The 16,441-nt window shown below is 34.9% G+C and carries 17 protein-coding genes; all 17 read right to left on the minus strand.

From position 1 onward, the window contains the following. Window positions 1-86: 86 nt before the first annotated feature. Window positions 87-878: a helix-turn-helix domain-containing protein gene (locus CLOS_RS14465; RefSeq protein WP_242649581.1), complete on the minus strand. Its 792-nt coding sequence runs from the start codon at window positions 876-878 to the stop codon at window positions 87-89. Beyond that, entirely contained in the window at window positions 865-1,368 is a 504-nt protein-coding gene (locus CLOS_RS14470) for a nitroreductase family protein (protein ID WP_012160587.1), read from the minus strand. Before CLOS_RS14470 ends, CLOS_RS14465 begins: the two co-directional genes overlap by 14 nt. A 92-nt stretch (window positions 1,369-1,460) precedes the next feature. After that, a complete protein-coding gene (locus tag CLOS_RS14475) occupies window positions 1,461-2,258 on the minus strand; it encodes an ABC transporter permease (protein WP_012160588.1) in 798 nt (265 codons plus the stop codon). Window positions 2,259-2,264: 6 nt separating this feature from the next. Beyond that, window positions 2,265-3,191, minus strand: coding sequence for an ABC transporter ATP-binding protein (locus CLOS_RS14480; protein ID WP_012160589.1), 927 nt, complete (start codon window positions 3,189-3,191; stop codon window positions 2,265-2,267). 4 nt (window positions 3,192-3,195) lie between these two features. Continuing rightward, entirely contained in the window at window positions 3,196-3,975 is a 780-nt protein-coding gene (locus CLOS_RS15385) for a MerR family transcriptional regulator (RefSeq protein WP_012160590.1), read from the minus strand. A gap of 214 nt (window positions 3,976-4,189) precedes the next feature. Further along, a complete protein-coding gene (locus CLOS_RS14490) occupies window positions 4,190-4,741 on the minus strand; it encodes a DUF1697 domain-containing protein (RefSeq protein ID WP_012160591.1) in 552 nt (183 codons plus the stop codon). Window positions 4,742-4,761: 20 nt separating this feature from the next. Then, the gene (locus tag CLOS_RS14495) at window positions 4,762-5,451 is read right to left on the minus strand and encodes an AlkZ-related protein (RefSeq protein ID WP_012160592.1); all 690 of its coding nucleotides are present in this window, start codon (window positions 5,449-5,451) and stop codon (window positions 4,762-4,764) included. Between the two features lie 872 nt (window positions 5,452-6,323). Continuing rightward, on the minus strand, window positions 6,324-7,184 hold the full coding sequence (locus CLOS_RS14505; RefSeq protein WP_012160593.1) for a damage-control phosphatase ARMT1 family protein: 861 nt from the start codon (window positions 7,182-7,184) through the stop codon (window positions 6,324-6,326). 55 nt (window positions 7,185-7,239) lie between these two features. After that, the gene (locus tag CLOS_RS14510) at window positions 7,240-8,283 is read right to left on the minus strand and encodes an anti-sigma factor (RefSeq protein ID WP_012160594.1); all 1,044 of its coding nucleotides are present in this window, start codon (window positions 8,281-8,283) and stop codon (window positions 7,240-7,242) included. Continuing rightward, window positions 8,273-8,788 carry an RNA polymerase sigma factor gene (locus CLOS_RS14515; protein WP_012160595.1) on the minus strand — a complete coding sequence of 172 codons (516 nt, stop codon included), beginning with the start codon at window positions 8,786-8,788 and terminating at the stop codon, window positions 8,273-8,275. Before CLOS_RS14515 ends, CLOS_RS14510 begins: the two co-directional genes overlap by 11 nt. 214 nt (window positions 8,789-9,002) lie before the next feature. Further along, a complete protein-coding gene (locus CLOS_RS14520) occupies window positions 9,003-9,917 on the minus strand; it encodes a DegV family protein (RefSeq protein WP_012160596.1) in 915 nt (304 codons plus the stop codon). A gap of 85 nt (window positions 9,918-10,002) precedes the next feature. Beyond that, on the minus strand, window positions 10,003-10,950 hold the full coding sequence (locus CLOS_RS15390) for a GNAT family N-acetyltransferase (RefSeq protein ID WP_012160597.1): 948 nt from the start codon (window positions 10,948-10,950) through the stop codon (window positions 10,003-10,005). 44 nt (window positions 10,951-10,994) lie between these two features. Beyond that, window positions 10,995-11,765 (minus strand): DUF2087 domain-containing protein, encoded by a 771-nt coding sequence (locus CLOS_RS14530; RefSeq protein ID WP_012160598.1) that lies wholly within the window; start codon window positions 11,763-11,765, stop codon window positions 10,995-10,997. Window positions 11,766-12,185: 420 nt separating this feature from the next. Then, window positions 12,186-13,265 (minus strand): metallophosphoesterase, encoded by a 1,080-nt coding sequence (locus tag CLOS_RS14535; protein WP_012160599.1) that lies wholly within the window; start codon window positions 13,263-13,265, stop codon window positions 12,186-12,188. A 272-nt stretch (window positions 13,266-13,537) separates the two neighbouring features. Continuing rightward, window positions 13,538-14,401, minus strand: coding sequence for a pentapeptide repeat-containing protein (locus tag CLOS_RS14540; RefSeq protein ID WP_012160600.1), 864 nt, complete (start codon window positions 14,399-14,401; stop codon window positions 13,538-13,540). A 148-nt stretch (window positions 14,402-14,549) separates the two neighbouring features. Continuing rightward, window positions 14,550-15,812 carry an anti sigma factor C-terminal domain-containing protein gene (locus tag CLOS_RS14545; protein WP_012160601.1) on the minus strand — a complete coding sequence of 421 codons (1,263 nt, stop codon included), beginning with the start codon at window positions 15,810-15,812 and terminating at the stop codon, window positions 14,550-14,552. Beyond that, on the minus strand, window positions 15,802-16,308 hold the full coding sequence (locus tag CLOS_RS14550; protein WP_156774461.1) for an RNA polymerase sigma factor: 507 nt from the start codon (window positions 16,306-16,308) through the stop codon (window positions 15,802-15,804). Before CLOS_RS14550 ends, CLOS_RS14545 begins: the two co-directional genes overlap by 11 nt. Window positions 16,309-16,441 lie beyond the last annotated feature (133 nt).

Here is a 16,441-nt window from a genome sequence, read left to right on the forward strand (position 1 = left end):
CCTCCTAAATAATGATGTCAACACCAAACCTTTAAAGCTTGAATTCACACCATTATTATAGGATGTATGGATACAAAATTCTTTACTTAAACTGGGGAGCTTTTATCTGTTTCTCGGCTCTTTTTGCGGTATTCCCTTGGTGGTACTTCTCCATGATCCATAAATAATCTCGTAAGAGAGGATTGGTGTTTATATCCCACAAGGTCAGAAATCACAAGTAAACTCAAATCTGTGTTGACTAAATATTCCTTTGCCTTTTGGAGCCGTAGTTTTTGAATATACGCATTCGGCGTCATTCCCGTTCTTCTATGAAACCACTCAATATAATAAGATTCATTGAAGCTTTCAATTGCTGCCAATTGACCAATGGATATTGATTTATGAAAATTGCTATGGATATATTGTATAGAAGTCGGTCTGACTTCATCTAATAAAAAGCTGCACGCATATTTCACTAAGTCATATAGTCCCCTTTTGCTAGCACTTCGAACTTCTTCCTGTAGAAGATACCGAATAGCTTTCCATCGTTCATCCAAATTCTGCCTAATTTCATGCTTCAAAGTATCTCCTAATAGAATTAGGATTATATCCCTTGGAATATCCAATACTAAAAATTTATTGATACCTACTGAATGATAAGAATGATCACATTGAGGTGGCAGAAAAAACAGATGATTGTCATTCAGACTCAGCTCATTCTTACCTGTTTTTATAGATAAGCTGCCTTGTAGCGGAAGTATTAATTGGCTATAGGAATGGCTATGGGTATAAAACTTCTCTGTATACGTTCTTGTTTCACATATTAACTGATTATATTCCATCGTTTTCTCACCCCATTCCTTTAGTACATGGATTTTATCCTCGCTACCAGCTTTCATTATGGATTCTATCTGGATTATATCGTTCTCTGACTTCTCTCTCTTCAGCAGGATATCCTACAGCGATAACAGCAACTGGCGTTATATGCGCCGGAAGATGCACCAACTTTGCCATACCTTCCATTAACTCTTCTCTAGGATAAACACCACACCAGCAGGTTCCCAAGCCTAATGCTTTACTTTGCAAAAGAATGTTCTGTATGCACGCACTCATATCCTGAATCCAAAAAAGACCCTCGTATTTTAAATTGCTCTGATCTGCACAAGGTATAATGGCAAGGGGTGCTTCCTTTAGCATTTGTCCATGGGGATGAAAACTAGCAATTTCATCTAATTTCTGCCGATCCTTTATTACCACGAAATGCCATGGTTGCTCATTGCCAGCCGATGGGGCATACATAGCAGCCCGCAATATTTTTTGTATATAATCCTGACTAATTTCCTTCCCTTTGTATTTCCGAATACTTCTTCTTTCAAATATTTCTTTCATTGAGATCATTCCTCCTATCTAATCCTTTTACTTTTATTATATCCTAAAAATTTTATATTTTCTTATAAAACAGGAGAAAATCTCGTAGCTTTCTAAATATCCTTTCTCTTTAATTGAAAAATGCCTATAGCAGAAGTTATTCCAATCCATATAAATAACAGTACAATACTCGTCCTATTTCCTAGTAACTCATAGGAGCTTGCAGAGGCAGTACCCGATAAACTGTGTATCGCTGATTGTGGCAGTATTGGCATCATTAACTTTTGGACGCTCAATGGGAACATTCTTACCAAGGCAGGAATCAATAGAACAACGAAGGAAAATGTAATTCCGCCAGGGCTACTCATAAATATAAAAGTAGATGCTACTGTCAGCATACAGTAAAAAACAGGCATTATAGCGCTACCGATTATCAATTGTATTAGGCAATGATCTTTAAGTGACGCCATAGGCATTCCATTGAATACTAAAACCAATTGTCCTGCAACAAAGGTTGTCAATGTTACCATTAAGCTTATGATCATAGCGAATAGGCAATAGATCATCAGCTTACTATAGTAGAATCTTTTGCGGTTGGGTGTTCCCGCTAAGGAAGTATAAATCAATTTTGTTGAGAACTCAGAGGATATTAAAATAGCAGTAAAGATGATTAGCATCATTGCCGCGGCATCAATACCTAACATACTGGCAGATACGATATCTTTTGGAGACAACTCTCCTATGGACCTTCCGTCCGTCATATTTGTTGTCAGTGAAAAAATCAAACCTAAGGATAGACTTATCATAATCAACGCAACTAAAAAGTTTTTTGAGAATTTAAGAAACATAATCTTTCGGTACTCAGCCTCTATCAAGTTTTTAAAGGAAACTTTCTTTGATTGATCCATCATCTATAATCACCTTCCCTTATATTCGTGTTTTTCGTCGGATACATAATCTACCTTACCATCTGTCATCTCCATGAAAAGCTGTTCTAAAGAAGGATGAATTCTTGTAAGTTCAAATAGTGCTATACTATTCTCTTTAGCCGTAATCCCTATATCCTCCATTTCAAGATTTCTAACAACAATGCTTTCTTTTTCGTTACGCTGAACCAATCCTCCCTTTTCTTTTAATACTTCTTGTAATCTATGGTTATCCTCGCTTTGTATTCTTATATAGCTACTAAAACTCTTCTTGGACATCTCCTCTATTGTCATATCTGCAATTAATGTTCCTTGGGCTAAAACGATGACGCGCTCTGCTATGGCCTGAATTTCACCCATTAAATGGCTGGATATCAAAACAGCTTTTCCTTCTCTAGCCAATTTCTTAGTTAAGCTACGTAGCCATTTAATCCCATCAACATCCAATCCATTAAAAGGCTCATCCAATATCACTGTCTTTGGATCTCCAAGCAGTGCCGCTGCTATTCCTAGACGCTGTTTCATTCCTAAGGAATACTGACCGACTGTCTTATTTCTTACCTTTTCTAACCCTGATTTCTGAAGAACTTCATCAACTCTATCGAATGAGATCCCACTGGCTATGGCGATTAATTGCAAATGTTGATCCGCTGTTAACCTCGGATTTACTGCATCAGCATCGATTAATGCACCTATCTTTGCAATGGGCCGCTCCAAATCTATATATTTCTTTCCATCGATGATGACTTCTCCTTGAGAAGGTCTCGTTAGATTTAAAATCATCTTCATAGTTGTAGATTTCCCTGCTCCATTTGGCCCTAAAAAACCAGTGACTACACCCGGTATGATCTTAAAAGACAGATTGTTTACAGCAATCCTATCTTTATAATGTTTACTTAGATTTTTTACTTCAATCATGACGCTATCCTCTCTCCTTATCTCCATGGGCACTTAAATAAGCTTCCATGGCCTTATCAATAAATCTATCTGTAAATTCCATTAATCGACGATCTTCTGCTGGCCATTGGTGACGATTCTCATACGCTACTTTATGCGCATTGAGTAAACTTGATTTTCCCTTCGTTATACTTTCAATCATATCCAACCATTTTCTAGCAAAGTTTTGTCCATCCACATCTTCGGGATCCACACCATTAAAAATATGGGCAGCTGCTTCTAATATTAGAGACTTCCAGTGCCAATAAACTTCTACTACCTCTTCCGTATTTTTGTAATGATCTGTAAAAATACGCTCTGTATTTTCATCATAATGAATGTCCTTATATTCTAAAATTGTATCCTTACTTAAAGAAATCATGAGCTGTACCAATTCACCAGAAAATATACCTTGTTTCTTCTCTAAGCCTTTAATACTAGCATCAATCAATGATATATTCATCCTTGTATCGATTAATTTGTGATGAAAAACTTCTCTTTGTTTTTGAAGAACAGAAATAATTTCTTCTGCTGTAACCACGTCAACTACAAGTTCTTTAATCTCCTTCAGTGGTAGCCCTAATGATTTATAAAATAAGACTTGCTGCACTTTTGCTAGGTCCGACTCATCATAAAACCTACGACCATTGTTCCCATCTTTACTTAATGGTACAAGTCCAATATTGTCATAGTATTGTAGTGTCCTTATGGATACGCCTGTTAAATTGGCTATTTCACCTATAGGAAATTTCTTTTTCTCCTTCACTATCCTCACCTCTATTATCATTAAATCATATTACGTAACGTCACATGCAATAGTATTTATCTTTTCATTATATGAAACTATCATTTCAAACCTTTTATGAAAAATCTGCTCAAGAAGAAAATATCATAAAAAATATCTTCAACCACAGGACGATGATTGAAGATATAAAAGTTTTTATTATTTACCGATCCATATTAAATTTTGCATTGTTATTTTAATCGCAGTTCTGTACAGATTTCATAATTTCATATATCTTACGAGTCGTATTGACATTTCTCACTGTCATATATTTATATAAGGTCGTCCCCACAAGCTTTTGCATCCCACTTTTTGTGATATTTTCTCTATCTACTGTCCATAGAATAGCACCCTGTACATATAGGACCGTATCAATTTCTGGCTTTGTTTTTAATTCATCCAGCAATGTTTCCCTGTTAATTTCTTCCCATAAAAATAACACATCACTTTTCATATATTCATCATTTTTCCAACCATCCGGCAAAGCTTTCATCAAATGCTCAAAATCCTCTAAACTGCGAATCAATACTTTTATGTCTAACTGAAAATCCTCTAAAATAGCTTTTTGCAAAAGCATCACAATTTCTGCCTTTGTATATCTTGCATCGGTAAAAACCACATTGCCAGAATTGATATACGTCGTTACGGACGCCATACCCACTCGCATAAAGGTTTCTTTTAATAGCTTCATATCAATTTTATTTTTTCCCCCAACATTGATTCCTCTCAATAAAGCAACATAGACCATTTACTCATCCCCTTTTTATCCTAAAAACCTAAAAATCGCCTCATCTTCTTCATTTCAGCATTGGGACTTACTTCTCTGATTCTCTGAATAATTTCATCCATTGCGTCCTCTGGATGAATGTCATAGGATGCTTCTATTAGCTCATTCCCTGCCCATGCTTCCACAGTGGTATATGCAGTTGAAGGCCAGCCATAGGGTTCTCCTTTTGCACTGATCTTTTGTTTTGTACCCTTCACCGTGATAAACATGCCCATTTGAAGTTCACACATGGCAGATTCATATTTGGAATTTAAATCCTTTGTGAATCCGCCCAGCGATTTAATCTCATGAGCAGCTAAAATATTTTGTCCATCAAACAAGTCATAGATTTGTTTTGCATAATTACTTACAAGACCTTCTGAATACAACTCAGAAAAGCTTCGCCCCCTTCTCCTTGCAGCAAAAAACTTGGGATACCATTCAAGAGAAATGAATCCAGGTTTTTTATCAAATAGCTTTGCATAAGCCGCTTTTTGATCCTTTTCAATGCTTACACGCCACAACCACGGGTCCGACGGTAGGTCGGTATGCCACTGTTCTTTCAGGGTTAAATCCTCAAGGTTTGTGAAATTAATGCAGTTATTTGATAAGGTCATAAAGCCTAACTTCTCAACCATATCGATAAATTCTCCATATTCCGTAATCTTTGTATCCATATTCCCCTTAGTCATCATCTACTCCCCTTTTCCCATGTTAAACTTAAATATCTTCGTCCGTATTAGATTTAAACCATACACCAATGGAAGCATTTCTATTTTTAAACAGCATCCCACAATGAAAATAGCAATAGTATGTCCTGTTCATGGATACATATTTAAAATGTGCTTGCATTGGTTTTGAGTCCGTGGATTATGATTCTATGTTCGACTTTTCTCCCAAAATATCCTCTGTAGGTTTGCAATATTAAACAAAAAAAGCTATACTTTTTTAATGTATAACTTCTTAAATAATTTTATTTTACTGATAAATTAATAGAAGCTCCCCTCTGGTTCCTCTATTTTAATGGAACTTTTTTAGGATTAGTTTGTTCATAATATGTATGAACAAATTTATAAAAAAATCTAGCTCATATTAAGCTTTAGTTAAATTATATATTTGTAATTAACATAAAGTAAGTTTTAAAATACTTATCCTTGCGATAATATTAAATTAAAACATATACAATATAATATTTTATTAAATAAATTAGGGAGAAGTTTGAATTCATGGTAAAATTTAGGAATATAGTATATCATCGGTTTATATTTGTGCTATTTTTAGTTTTAGGAATAAGAACCTTAAAATACAGGTTTGATTTTCCTACTGTCTTTAATAGTGATTTTGGTGTAGACCTTATAATCACTGGTTCACTTGGAGCCGTAATAGAATTAATTCGCCATTATACTAGGAGATTAAATGGTACAGACAATTAGAGTTTTTAAATAAGTATTCATCTGGTGATATATAAAATAAAGATCTCCTTATTGGCTACCTAATCTATATTTGATAAAACAGATCAATGCCTATACAAGGTCCAATAACTACCTTTATTCGAAATATCTCTCTAATAACTTGTAAGCACATAATCCATTTGTTTGCACCCAATGATAGAAGCAACGGAACTGCATTTTGCTCGCAATAGATAGAAGATATTTTTATCTCTGATCCCACTCAATGTTTCAAAGTTTGCTTGCCCCTTACTGATAATAAGATCCGCCTTACTAAACGCTTCCTTAAATGAGCTGGAGCAATCCTTTAATATTGTCCCTTGGGCAGAATATCCATTGTCAATTACCTTCACTAAATTTGTAACACCTGTACTGATGGCGTCCTCCATCGTTGCATCATTAACGATGGGTCCTCCCTTCACTACATAAGTAACTTTATGCCTTGGAAGATTCTCTAATAGAAACTTATCAAATATGATCTCCCCAGCATTATCAGCGATATATAAGATATTCTCTGACTCTTTTACTGCTTTCTGTAAAGCCGCCGACCCCACACCAAAAATATCATGTTTCATACTATCTTCAACTGACTTAACAATATCCGAAGGCCCTAGGTTGAGTCCAACGGAAAAATCGATAATATTCCCTGCAATTGCCAGCCTGCAAGCCATATCAAAGGGATCTTCTGCTTTATCCAACCATTTTTCATCAATAATTCTGTCGTAGATCTCTTTAGCAATTTCATTATACTGCTCTTTTAATCCTTTGTATGGATCGTTTATACCTGTAATTTTTTTTGCATGTTGATGCATTCTAAAAACTATTTCTGGTGCCGTCTCATTAAAGTCCATTTTCCCTAGTTCCTGCAAAGACCTTTTTATTATTTCCTCTTGCATTGTTATATTACTTGTGGCTTCTTCAGCGATTTCTACTGCTTGTCGAGCAAGGCAGGAAATACATTCACGTGATATTTTCATATAGTTCTCCCCTCTCTATTTGCTTTACTGAGCCAGTATAACTACAATTTCTAAATTAATATTTATCTGTAATAACGCCAATGGATGTGGCTTTTATAAATGGAAGATCTTCTAAGAGCTTAAGACTTTCCGTATCTCCTGTAACTACTACCCCCTGAACCTTAATATCCTCCTTAGTCAATGTTCCATCTGATCCTGCTATAATATTATAAAGCGATGTTACATCTCCATTTTTAAGCGCTTTAATAAAGTTTTCTTCTGGCTTCTCTATCTTTTCTCCGTATTCATTGATGGCCTTTATTCCATAAGCCTGATCTTCATAACATAGGTCTGGATATTGTTCTACTTCTTTTATTTCTCCATTTCCCATATCTTGTTCATCTATATATCGCTTCTGTGTACTTTTATGACTCTCTTCCTCAGAATTAACCCAATACCATGTTAGGTTTATATTTTCTGGTATCATACCCTCGACTTCATCCATGCTGTATTCTTCGTCAAAAGATAAAGCAATCTCCATATATTTTTCGTTTCCTATATCTTCTAATAAGCTTAAATCATTCTGATATCGGTTGCCATAATCAACATAAGGATAATAAAATACCATAAGCTTCTGGCCAATATGATTGTATCTAGGTAAATAGTTTAATTCTTCATCCGTCATATTTGTATTATTGATAAGAGTACCATTCCACTGGGGGTGTTTCTCTCCAAGTAAATTATATTGGAAAGTATATGTGCCAGTATATACCCTTTTTCCATGGATGTACTTAAAGGTTTTATGTTCGACTTCTCCACCAAAATATCCTCTGTAACTTTGAAACATTCCTGGAAATTTATTCGGCCCTTGAATCGTATAGCTATGATTTATCTTCCCTATGTATTCGCTCCATTTTATTACACTTACCTTCTCGCTTATTGAAATAATAGCAATAGATAAAACGATAAATGTAATTAAACTAATTCCGATGGTTCTAATGGTAGAAAATATCTTAGCTTTTCTTACTGCCTTACTTATTTTATTACCTTTTAACTCTTCAAATATTATATCCAACGCCCTATCTTGATCTTGGTATCCGCCATTATTTTTATCTGTCATAATTTAATTCCTCCCAAACTTCTCTAAATTTATTCCTTGACCTGTACATATAGGTTTTTACCTTGTCTTCACTGAAATCCAAAAGTTTCGATATATCCTTGTAGGATAGGTCCATAAAATATTTCAAAACTAACAAATTTCTATAAGACGGTTTTAGTAGATTTAAGGCTTTATTTACATATGTTTGATACTCCTCATTTAAAATATGATCTTCCGTCAAGGTCTCTTCACTTATTTTTCTTAGGATTTTATCATCGGTTATACACACATACTTGTTAAGATTCTTGTTTTTATTATAAAGATTGTAGTATTTATTAATAGCTACTTTAAACATCCAAGAAATGATCTTTTCCTCATGAATAGCATCAATATTCACCATGGCTTGATATAGTGTTTCTTGTATGATATCTTCCGCATCTTCTTTTCCAGCGCCTATTTTTATTAGATATTTGAAAATAATTTTAATCTCATTGCTTAATAAGCTTTCCAAAGCCTCATCCTTCATGATTCACCACCTTATTTAAAACTTGCAAATGCGTATTTATTAACTTAGCTGTGCTCATATGAAAATTTTCATTGATATAACAATTCTACAGCTAAAATGTATACAATTTATCGCTTCCTCTGGTCGCATAAATTGGGTTAGGTCATAAAAAAAAGTTATACCTTCGTAAAAGTATAACTTTCCTGCTATGGCGATGTTAGCGCCTTTATATCGTTTATTTTATTAAATCACGGACCTTATTTCGAACCAATCCATCCTTGATATGTCCCTTTTCTATAAAATACATAGAGACTGCACCTAATCCAACATGGGTGCCTACAGAAACCCCCATTTGCATGATATAAATTTCTCCTGAAAAGTCGGTTTCGTTTTGAATTTTTAATTTTAGATTTTCAGCAACCTTGATATCTGATGTGTATCCGATGATAATAAAATCTGTCCGATCTATATCATTTCTATGAATAAATTCTTCCACATAGTAACTTAATACACGCTTCTGCCCTCTTTCTTTTGCAACGATTGCACCTTTTCCCTTTCTCATGGTCATGATTGGTTTTAGACGCAATATTTTACCGATGAATGCACTGGCATTGGTCAGCCTTCCACTTCTTAATAAGTGATCTAAATCATCTACAGAGAGAAAGTGTTTTACATTTGTTTTGTAAGTTTCATTGAATTCTACGATTTCTTCAAAGGATGCACCATTTTCTCTCATCATTGCGCTCTTTAGAATTAGCCACCCACTACCGTGACTCATGGATTTTGAGTCCACAACATGAATCTTAACCGTAGAATCTGGGTATTTTTCATTAAAATATTCCTCTGCAATTATAGCGGATTGATAGGACCCACTGGTACCACTGGACATACATATACATAATATCTCATTGTATCCATCCTTAATGGCAGTTTCCATTAGATTTAAAAATTCCATGGGACTTGGCATGCCCGTTGTTGGATGCTCCGATAATCCTTCCATCATTCCATAAAACGTATCTGGTTGAATATCTACTCTGTCCTTATATATTTTTCCTTCTATATTGATCGTTAAAGGTGCCAAGCTTATGTCATATTGCTCCAGTACTGCATTCGATAAATCACAGGTTGAGTCCGCTATAATTTTTATCATACATACCCTCCAAAAATAATCTTTCCTATATCATAAACTATTTTAGATATGTATGCGACATTTTTCTTTATAATTCGTCCAAATTCTACAATGTTCTGATGTCAATACCATGGAAACCCTTCGCATTACTGGTATTATTGTATAGATCATATTGATAGCATACAACAGCTTCTACTTGCTTAAAGCCCTCCTGAATATATAATCGTTTTGCAGTTTCATTCTCTGCATTTACACAGAGCATCGTCTTCCCATACTCCTTGTCTCTAGCAAAATTAATGATATATCGTAATAAAATTCTACCCAGCCCTTTTCCTTGATATTCGGGCACAATAGCCAACGGTCCTATATTCATGATGGGTGCATCCATATAAATATCAGCCTCACCTCTTACGACTCCTACTGGCATATCCTTATGATATAAAATAGCCAAACCGCCTTCTATGTAACTATGGTTCGATACCATTTTATTTACCATATCCGGTGTAATCGGCGTTTCACTTCCTTTAAGATTTGAAAAGGCTATATTTCTGATTTTACACCAGGTTGCTTCATCCCTTCCTTGTTTGAAGGTTCTGATAGAATAATCTTCGGGGATATCATAGCTGGGTACATCTAGCTCATCTCTTACTAATACAAATGAGTACCGATCTGCCTGAAAATTTAAAGCCTTTATATCGTCCTGTAATCGTTGATTATGGGTAGGTATAAAAATAATAACCCGTTCTAACCCTGCTGTATGCTTTAAGATGCCTTCCATTAGAAGCTCATAATATTCTGCACGATTTATCTCTGAATGCAGGATTCTAAACCTTCCTTTTCTTCCCTTTTTATGATAATCATCAATTAAAAGCGAAGCTGCTGCTACGATTTCATCATTTTCGTTCGTTATTATGTATGTAGGATTCTCATAATTCAGTTCGAAAACATTGAGATCTTCATCGCATAAAAAGGAATCGTCCACGTCTTGTCTATATTTTTTACAATAATTTTTAAAATCTTCTATTCTCTCTTTTTTTAATATCTCTAATTTCATAAGTCCACCCACCCCTTTTATTGTATTTTTTTATTACTATGTTCTTATTCCTTTACCCAATAGCTGCTACCATCATTGGTTCTCTCAATAAACCCATACTCCACTAAGGCTCTTCTTATGGTTGTATGATCTTCATATATTCTCTTTAGAACCCGATTGATTTCATTTTCTGAATACGTTTTTCCTTTAGAAAAGTTCTTCGAAATTTCTCCTAATACTATAATTTTTCTTTTTTCTCTAGCAGGATAATTTTTTAATGCTCCCGTTTCATCCATATATGTTTTTAATGTACTTTCTTTCTCTTTATCTGTAATATTATATCGATCATCCAAGGTTGTTGCTGTTTTATGTGCATCCCAGAGAATCTCTTTCTCCAGTTTATTAATGTTTTTATTTGTATTCTCTGAAAGCAAACTCATTAAAGCTAAAAATACCTTTGCCTGTTTTTCCTTTTCTCTTAGTTTATATCGATGGTTTCTAATGGTAGACTGTGCGACGCCAAGTTCTGTAGCGATTTCCTTGTCTGGTAACCCTTGCGATATCAAAGTAAGTACCTTTCTCTGTATCTCTGATAATCCTGTAAAAGCAGAATTCATTCCTAATAAATAGCCAAGCATTGAACTATGACTATTTTCAATATGAAGTTCTGCTGTCTTTCTTGCATCATACAGTTTTGAATTGATTTCATAGATGCGTCCTTTCTGAAATACCTCTTCACAGAGGATACATTTATATACTTGTTCATTTTCTACGAAACCATTTTTTAGCTCGTCTACCGTAGCGCTCCAGAATAATTCATTTGATTTTATATCCATAAAATCATCTCCTTTCAATACAGGTGCTCTTTCTTAGCATTATATATCTATATTTAAATTTTGTCTGTATTTAATTAGACGTTTTTATTTTTTGTTTATCTATATTTTTTAATGAATATTCTTTTTAAATATAAAAATATAGTCACCTATAAAATAAGTCACTATATTTTTATTCATTATATTGATACGGCTGATTACCACGTATAGCCCACCGGGTAATCTTCTCTTATACAAGGGTTCTTGGGTCGTAATATCTTCCGGTATGGACACACAATATTACAATCCTTATGGGCGGTAACTTTACAAACTGAATTTCACTATACTTTGATCCAATACTTCCTAAAACTTTGAAAAAGGCCAACAGATTCTATATTTTTCCTCTATATCGTCTTAATAAGGGAGCTCAAAGACATCATGATTCTAAAGTCGAATATTTTTATTTTGTACCCATCCAATTGTGCCATTCTTCTTTACCAGAGTTATTTCATTCGCCTTTTCTATAATTGAAACCCTATCTCCCTTTTCTGCCTCAATAAAATAGTCCGTACAATCATAACATCGCATACCATCTTTAGATTTAAAAATTTTATCATTTTTAATTAAAAGATCATGTCCCGAAGATCCATGTCTGCAAAGACTAAATTCTTCACCTATCTTCAGTATATCGATCGAATTATCCATCCAAGTGATTTGGATGGTGTTCTTATTTGCCTCCTGCGCCTCTATAATCTCCCCCTGTGGTAAATCATCGATGGAATCAAAGGTAATATCATCCCCCTTTATAATTAACGCATTGAGCTGGCCCCCTTCTTTTATGGTATTTCCACCATCTATACTTATAATTTTTTGTGCCCTATTTATAATTGGATTACAACAGCCCTTTTCTATTCCATAGTTTACAGTGGGCCAATGTCCTACGATAACATATTTGGAAAAGTTGAGTCCTTTGTTCATAAAGGCATCCTGCTTTACAACCTCATCGACTTTGTTCTTTGCCAAATCTTCTGTTGCGATACCAGCATGTGCAAATATATAATCTTCCGTTTCAATTATATGTGGAAATTTCTCTAAATAGCTTAATTCCTCAGCAAAGTGCTCTCTTAGTTGTTTTTTAATAAACTTCATATCCGATTGTTCATTAACATCAATACCAAGATGTTTACACATCTCATTTAATATGCTGTTTCTTCTAAACAACATATATTTTAAGAAGTCCTCGTCATTCGTTCCGTATTTGATATATTCCCATATAAAAGCATCACAGTTTCCTGTGACGATATGCACTTCCTGTTCATTGGATAACTCCATAATAGATCTTAAAGTTTCTAAACTATTTTCACCTTTTTCAATTAAATCTCCAAGTAAAACCAACACATCTTCTTTTGTATAATGAACTTTCTCCAAAATCCCTTTAAAGAGGGCCAAATTCCCATGAATATCGCTTATGGCAATTATTCTTCTATTTTTATGAAATGTCATCTTTTTAACTTTAAGGTTCATCTATTGATTCCTCTCTCTTCGTAAATATTTAAATATGACATTCTTCAAGACGTATAAGAATTCCTTTTAAAATTCCATAATTTTTTGAACAATAAGAATATCCTCTTGCGGATTTACTCATTTACTTAGCACTTTTAATGATCTCAACAAAAAACACGGATTCTATTATAATAGAATCCGTGTTTCTTCATTTCTGAGGACTTACAATTGAAATCAAGGTTAGAATTTAGTGCAACATAAAGAGAACAAACACCTGCTACACAAAAACCTTATTATTTGCACCAAGTTCCTGGGCGTTTTATCCATGCTGGCAGCCTTGTATTTCGGTCTCCTTTTGCAGTGTTCACCTGAGTCTGTGTAAGAAATAAGCTTTCTGTCAGGTCTGATCCTCTAAGATCAGCATCCCGCAAATCCGCACCAATCAAATTTGTATTGCGCAAGCTGTTTCCCCTTAGATCTGCTGCAATGAGCAATGCTCCTCCTAAATCCATCCCCCTAAGGTTGGCTTTTCTTAAATCAGCCCCAATAAAATCAAACCGACCCCCAACCTTTTTTCTACGGCTTGAAGTGTTTTTCTCACCACGATTATCCTCAGTTCTCACAATCTTACTGATCTTTTTGAGAAGAAGATTCACTTTGTCTCGATGTAAAGCAATATCTAATCCTGAGAGAGCACCGGCATCTAAATATGTCAGAGCTTCTGTTTCACTCATTAAGCGCTCCAGGTCATTTTTAATATCTAGACTCATTTTTATACAAAGTGCTTCTGTGAGATACCAAAGCATTTCATGAAGTTGCCTCATAATAGAAAATACTTGAAACATCTGCTGTGCGGATTCCGGAGATTTCATCCAATCCTGTCCTTTATACGTAACCTGGGCAACCTTTTGCCCTGCACCAAAGCATTCATATGCAGTACAACCTTTTAGCCCTTTGTCTGTCAAGCTATTATGAATGGTGCAGGTAAAATCCTCCTGTAGATGTGCACAAGCTCTACCGCCTTCTTTATCATTTGGAAAACCTTCTGAAGCTGAGAAGTATAATGCAACACAGCAAAGCCCAAAGCAGTTTCCACAATCATTTTCTAAATCTTTATACAGTTTTTTATCCCATGGATTTCTATTTTCATATGTCATATTGATCCCCCTTACCATTGGCACCTTATTCTTTACTCTAGTATTTGATGTCAGACCCCATGATTCCTTCCTCTCAGTCGTAATCAATCTAGAGATTTTCTCAAGATATAATTTTTTTGTGGGTATTGTAAAAACCATCATTATTTATTTAGTGATAGTAAATATTTGGTCTCGTAGGTAAAACCTTATTGATATACACAGTGTCATAAGGGATTTCATCAATGTGCTCTAAAAATTCTTTTGCCGTTCCAAACACAAGAACTCCATAGGTCTCAACTCCGTGTTTGTCAATGTATTCGAGAGCATCATCGTAAAAGTCAATCTTATAAGAGTTATAGTCGAAGAGCTCTACAAATTCTTGTCGACTTCTTAAGTAAGCCAAACGTGATCGAAAATGAATTCCAAAGGCTTCTGCAAAATCCTTCTCCGAGTCAATCCGTTTATCTCTTATGTCCATAAGATTAAAAAGTGGATATTTCTCTGAATCGGGTCTTCGATTAGAGGATGCTTCATCGTTGAAATTAGGGTTAAAACCGACTAAATGCATTGGTTGATTCTCATTCCATTGCGTTCCTGGCTCTGTCGTGCGGACCCCTACCCATTTGAAGTCTAGGGTTGGGTATTCCCCCTGCATGGAGTAAAACTCTTCCATCGTAAGATCTTCATTAAAAACAATACTCATGGAAATATAGGACAAAGGGTTGAGCTCATTTAAATAACGAAGGGTTTCTTCATTTTTTCGTTGAACTTCTTTATCTTTTAGTGTTGTCCTATCCTCACTAGCATCTTCAGGAAAATCATACTGTATTTTTTCGAAACCTTTCCATATATCGAATCGATTTTTTCTGCCAAAGATTCCATCCATGGCGTAGTTAAACCTTCCCCTTGCAAGACCAACAAAATATCGTTGGTCATTTCTTGTAAATAAATCCTTTAAAGAATAGCTTACCTCATAGGCGCCAAATCCCTTCGGCTCTTCGAAAGTAAAGGAATGAATGGAATGTCCCGGCATATTCAAACTAATATAAGCTTGCATGTCATAGAAAAAATCAGAAGATTGATATTCGTGCTCTTTTGGCTGGGTAATCGCTGTGGGATTATAGTGCATTCGATCTACTATACTGGAAACACCGTAAAATATTCCAATATAAAGCATAACGACAATCAATACAGATGTAAAAACAACTTTTGCCAACCTGAATTTAACAACCTTTTGAATACTTTTCATCTCATCTCCGTTGGCCATATAATCTTCTTCAGATTCATCTTTCTTAAAAAACTGATCGGACAACGCCTCAGAAAAATATGCTTCTATGGATTCATACTTTTCCAGTTCCTGCTCAACAAATTTTTGCTCTTCCTCTGTTGCTATTCCTTCTTTATAGCGGTGCAATAAGTCTTTAAAATTCATAGGAATCCTCCTTTAATACTTTTCCTAGTTTCTTTCGTGCTCGATATAGATTCGTTTTTATATGAGTTTCCGACTGATTAATGGTCATTGCAATGTCCTTGATCTTCATTTCCTCGTAGTAATACAAATAAAGAACCTCCCGGTAGGTTTCCGGCTCCAATCTAAGTAAATGTTGGTAGAGGCGTTGGTCACGTTCCTTTTGTAGAAAACTTTTGACCGGTCCTTTATCCAGCCCATCTGGTAGCGATCCATGGTAGGCATCCATTGTTAAGGTTTCATGGTTCTTCCGTTTTAGGTCGATAAAGTGATTTTTCAAAACCCGAAAGAGCCAATACTTAAAGGATCCCTTCGGCAGGTTTGAAGCCATAAAAGCTTTATAGAAAGTTTCACTGACTAAGTCCTTTGCCAAATCTTCCTGTCGACAGAGACTTAGGGCGTAGAGGTAAAGCTCTTTATGGTATTCTCTATAGGCTCTGTCCATGGCATTAGTCTTCATTAGAAACCTCCTCTCACTATATAAACGGGTTGGTCTAAAAAAGGTTACAGTATTTTTAAAATTTATTTCTTTTTTATTATCGTAGTTTTTAAATCCCTGTCTTTTCAATGTTTTCTAGATTTTATTTTTTTAT

Source organism: Alkaliphilus oremlandii OhILAs, assembly GCF_000018325.1.
GTDB lineage: Bacteria > Bacillota > Clostridia > Peptostreptococcales > Natronincolaceae > Alkaliphilus_B > Alkaliphilus_B oremlandii.

Bases quoted from the DNA above. Each gene is read 5' to 3' on its own strand.
- CLOS_RS14465 (WP_242649581.1), bottom strand. From the start codon at position 878: ATGAAAGCTGGTAGCGAGGATAAAATCCATGTACTAAAGGAATGGGGT.
- CLOS_RS14470 (WP_012160587.1), bottom strand. From the start codon at position 1,368: ATGAAAGAAATATTTGAAAGAAGAAGTATTCGGAAATACAAAGGGAAG.
- CLOS_RS14475 (WP_012160588.1), bottom strand. From the start codon at position 2,258: ATGATGGATCAATCAAAGAAAGTTTCCTTTAAAAACTTGATAGAGGCT.
- CLOS_RS14480 (WP_012160589.1), bottom strand. From the start codon at position 3,191: ATGATTGAAGTAAAAAATCTAAGTAAACATTATAAAGATAGGATTGCT.
- CLOS_RS14490 (WP_012160591.1), bottom strand. From the start codon at position 4,741: ATGGTCTATGTTGCTTTATTGAGAGGAATCAATGTTGGGGGAAAAAAT.
- CLOS_RS14495 (WP_012160592.1), bottom strand. From the start codon at position 5,451: ATGACTAAGGGGAATATGGATACAAAGATTACGGAATATGGAGAATTT.
- CLOS_RS14505 (WP_012160593.1), bottom strand. From the start codon at position 7,184: ATGAAAATATCACGTGAATGTATTTCCTGCCTTGCTCGACAAGCAGTA.
- CLOS_RS14510 (WP_012160594.1), bottom strand. From the start codon at position 8,283: ATGACAGATAAAAATAATGGCGGATACCAAGATCAAGATAGGGCGTTG.
- CLOS_RS14515 (WP_012160595.1), bottom strand. From the start codon at position 8,788: ATGAAGGATGAGGCTTTGGAAAGCTTATTAAGCAATGAGATTAAAATT.
- CLOS_RS14520 (WP_012160596.1), bottom strand. From the start codon at position 9,917: ATGATAAAAATTATAGCGGACTCAACCTGTGATTTATCGAATGCAGTA.
- CLOS_RS15390 (WP_012160597.1), bottom strand. From the start codon at position 10,950: ATGAAATTAGAGATATTAAAAAAAGAGAGAATAGAAGATTTTAAAAAT.
- CLOS_RS14530 (WP_012160598.1), bottom strand. From the start codon at position 11,765: ATGGATATAAAATCAAATGAATTATTCTGGAGCGCTACGGTAGACGAG.
- CLOS_RS14535 (WP_012160599.1), bottom strand. From the start codon at position 13,265: ATGAACCTTAAAGTTAAAAAGATGACATTTCATAAAAATAGAAGAATA.
- CLOS_RS14540 (WP_012160600.1), bottom strand. From the start codon at position 14,401: ATGACATATGAAAATAGAAATCCATGGGATAAAAAACTGTATAAAGAT.
- CLOS_RS14545 (WP_012160601.1), bottom strand. From the start codon at position 15,812: ATGAATTTTAAAGACTTATTGCACCGCTATAAAGAAGGAATAGCAACA.
- CLOS_RS14550 (WP_156774461.1), bottom strand. From the start codon at position 16,308: ATGAAGACTAATGCCATGGACAGAGCCTATAGAGAATACCATAAAGAG.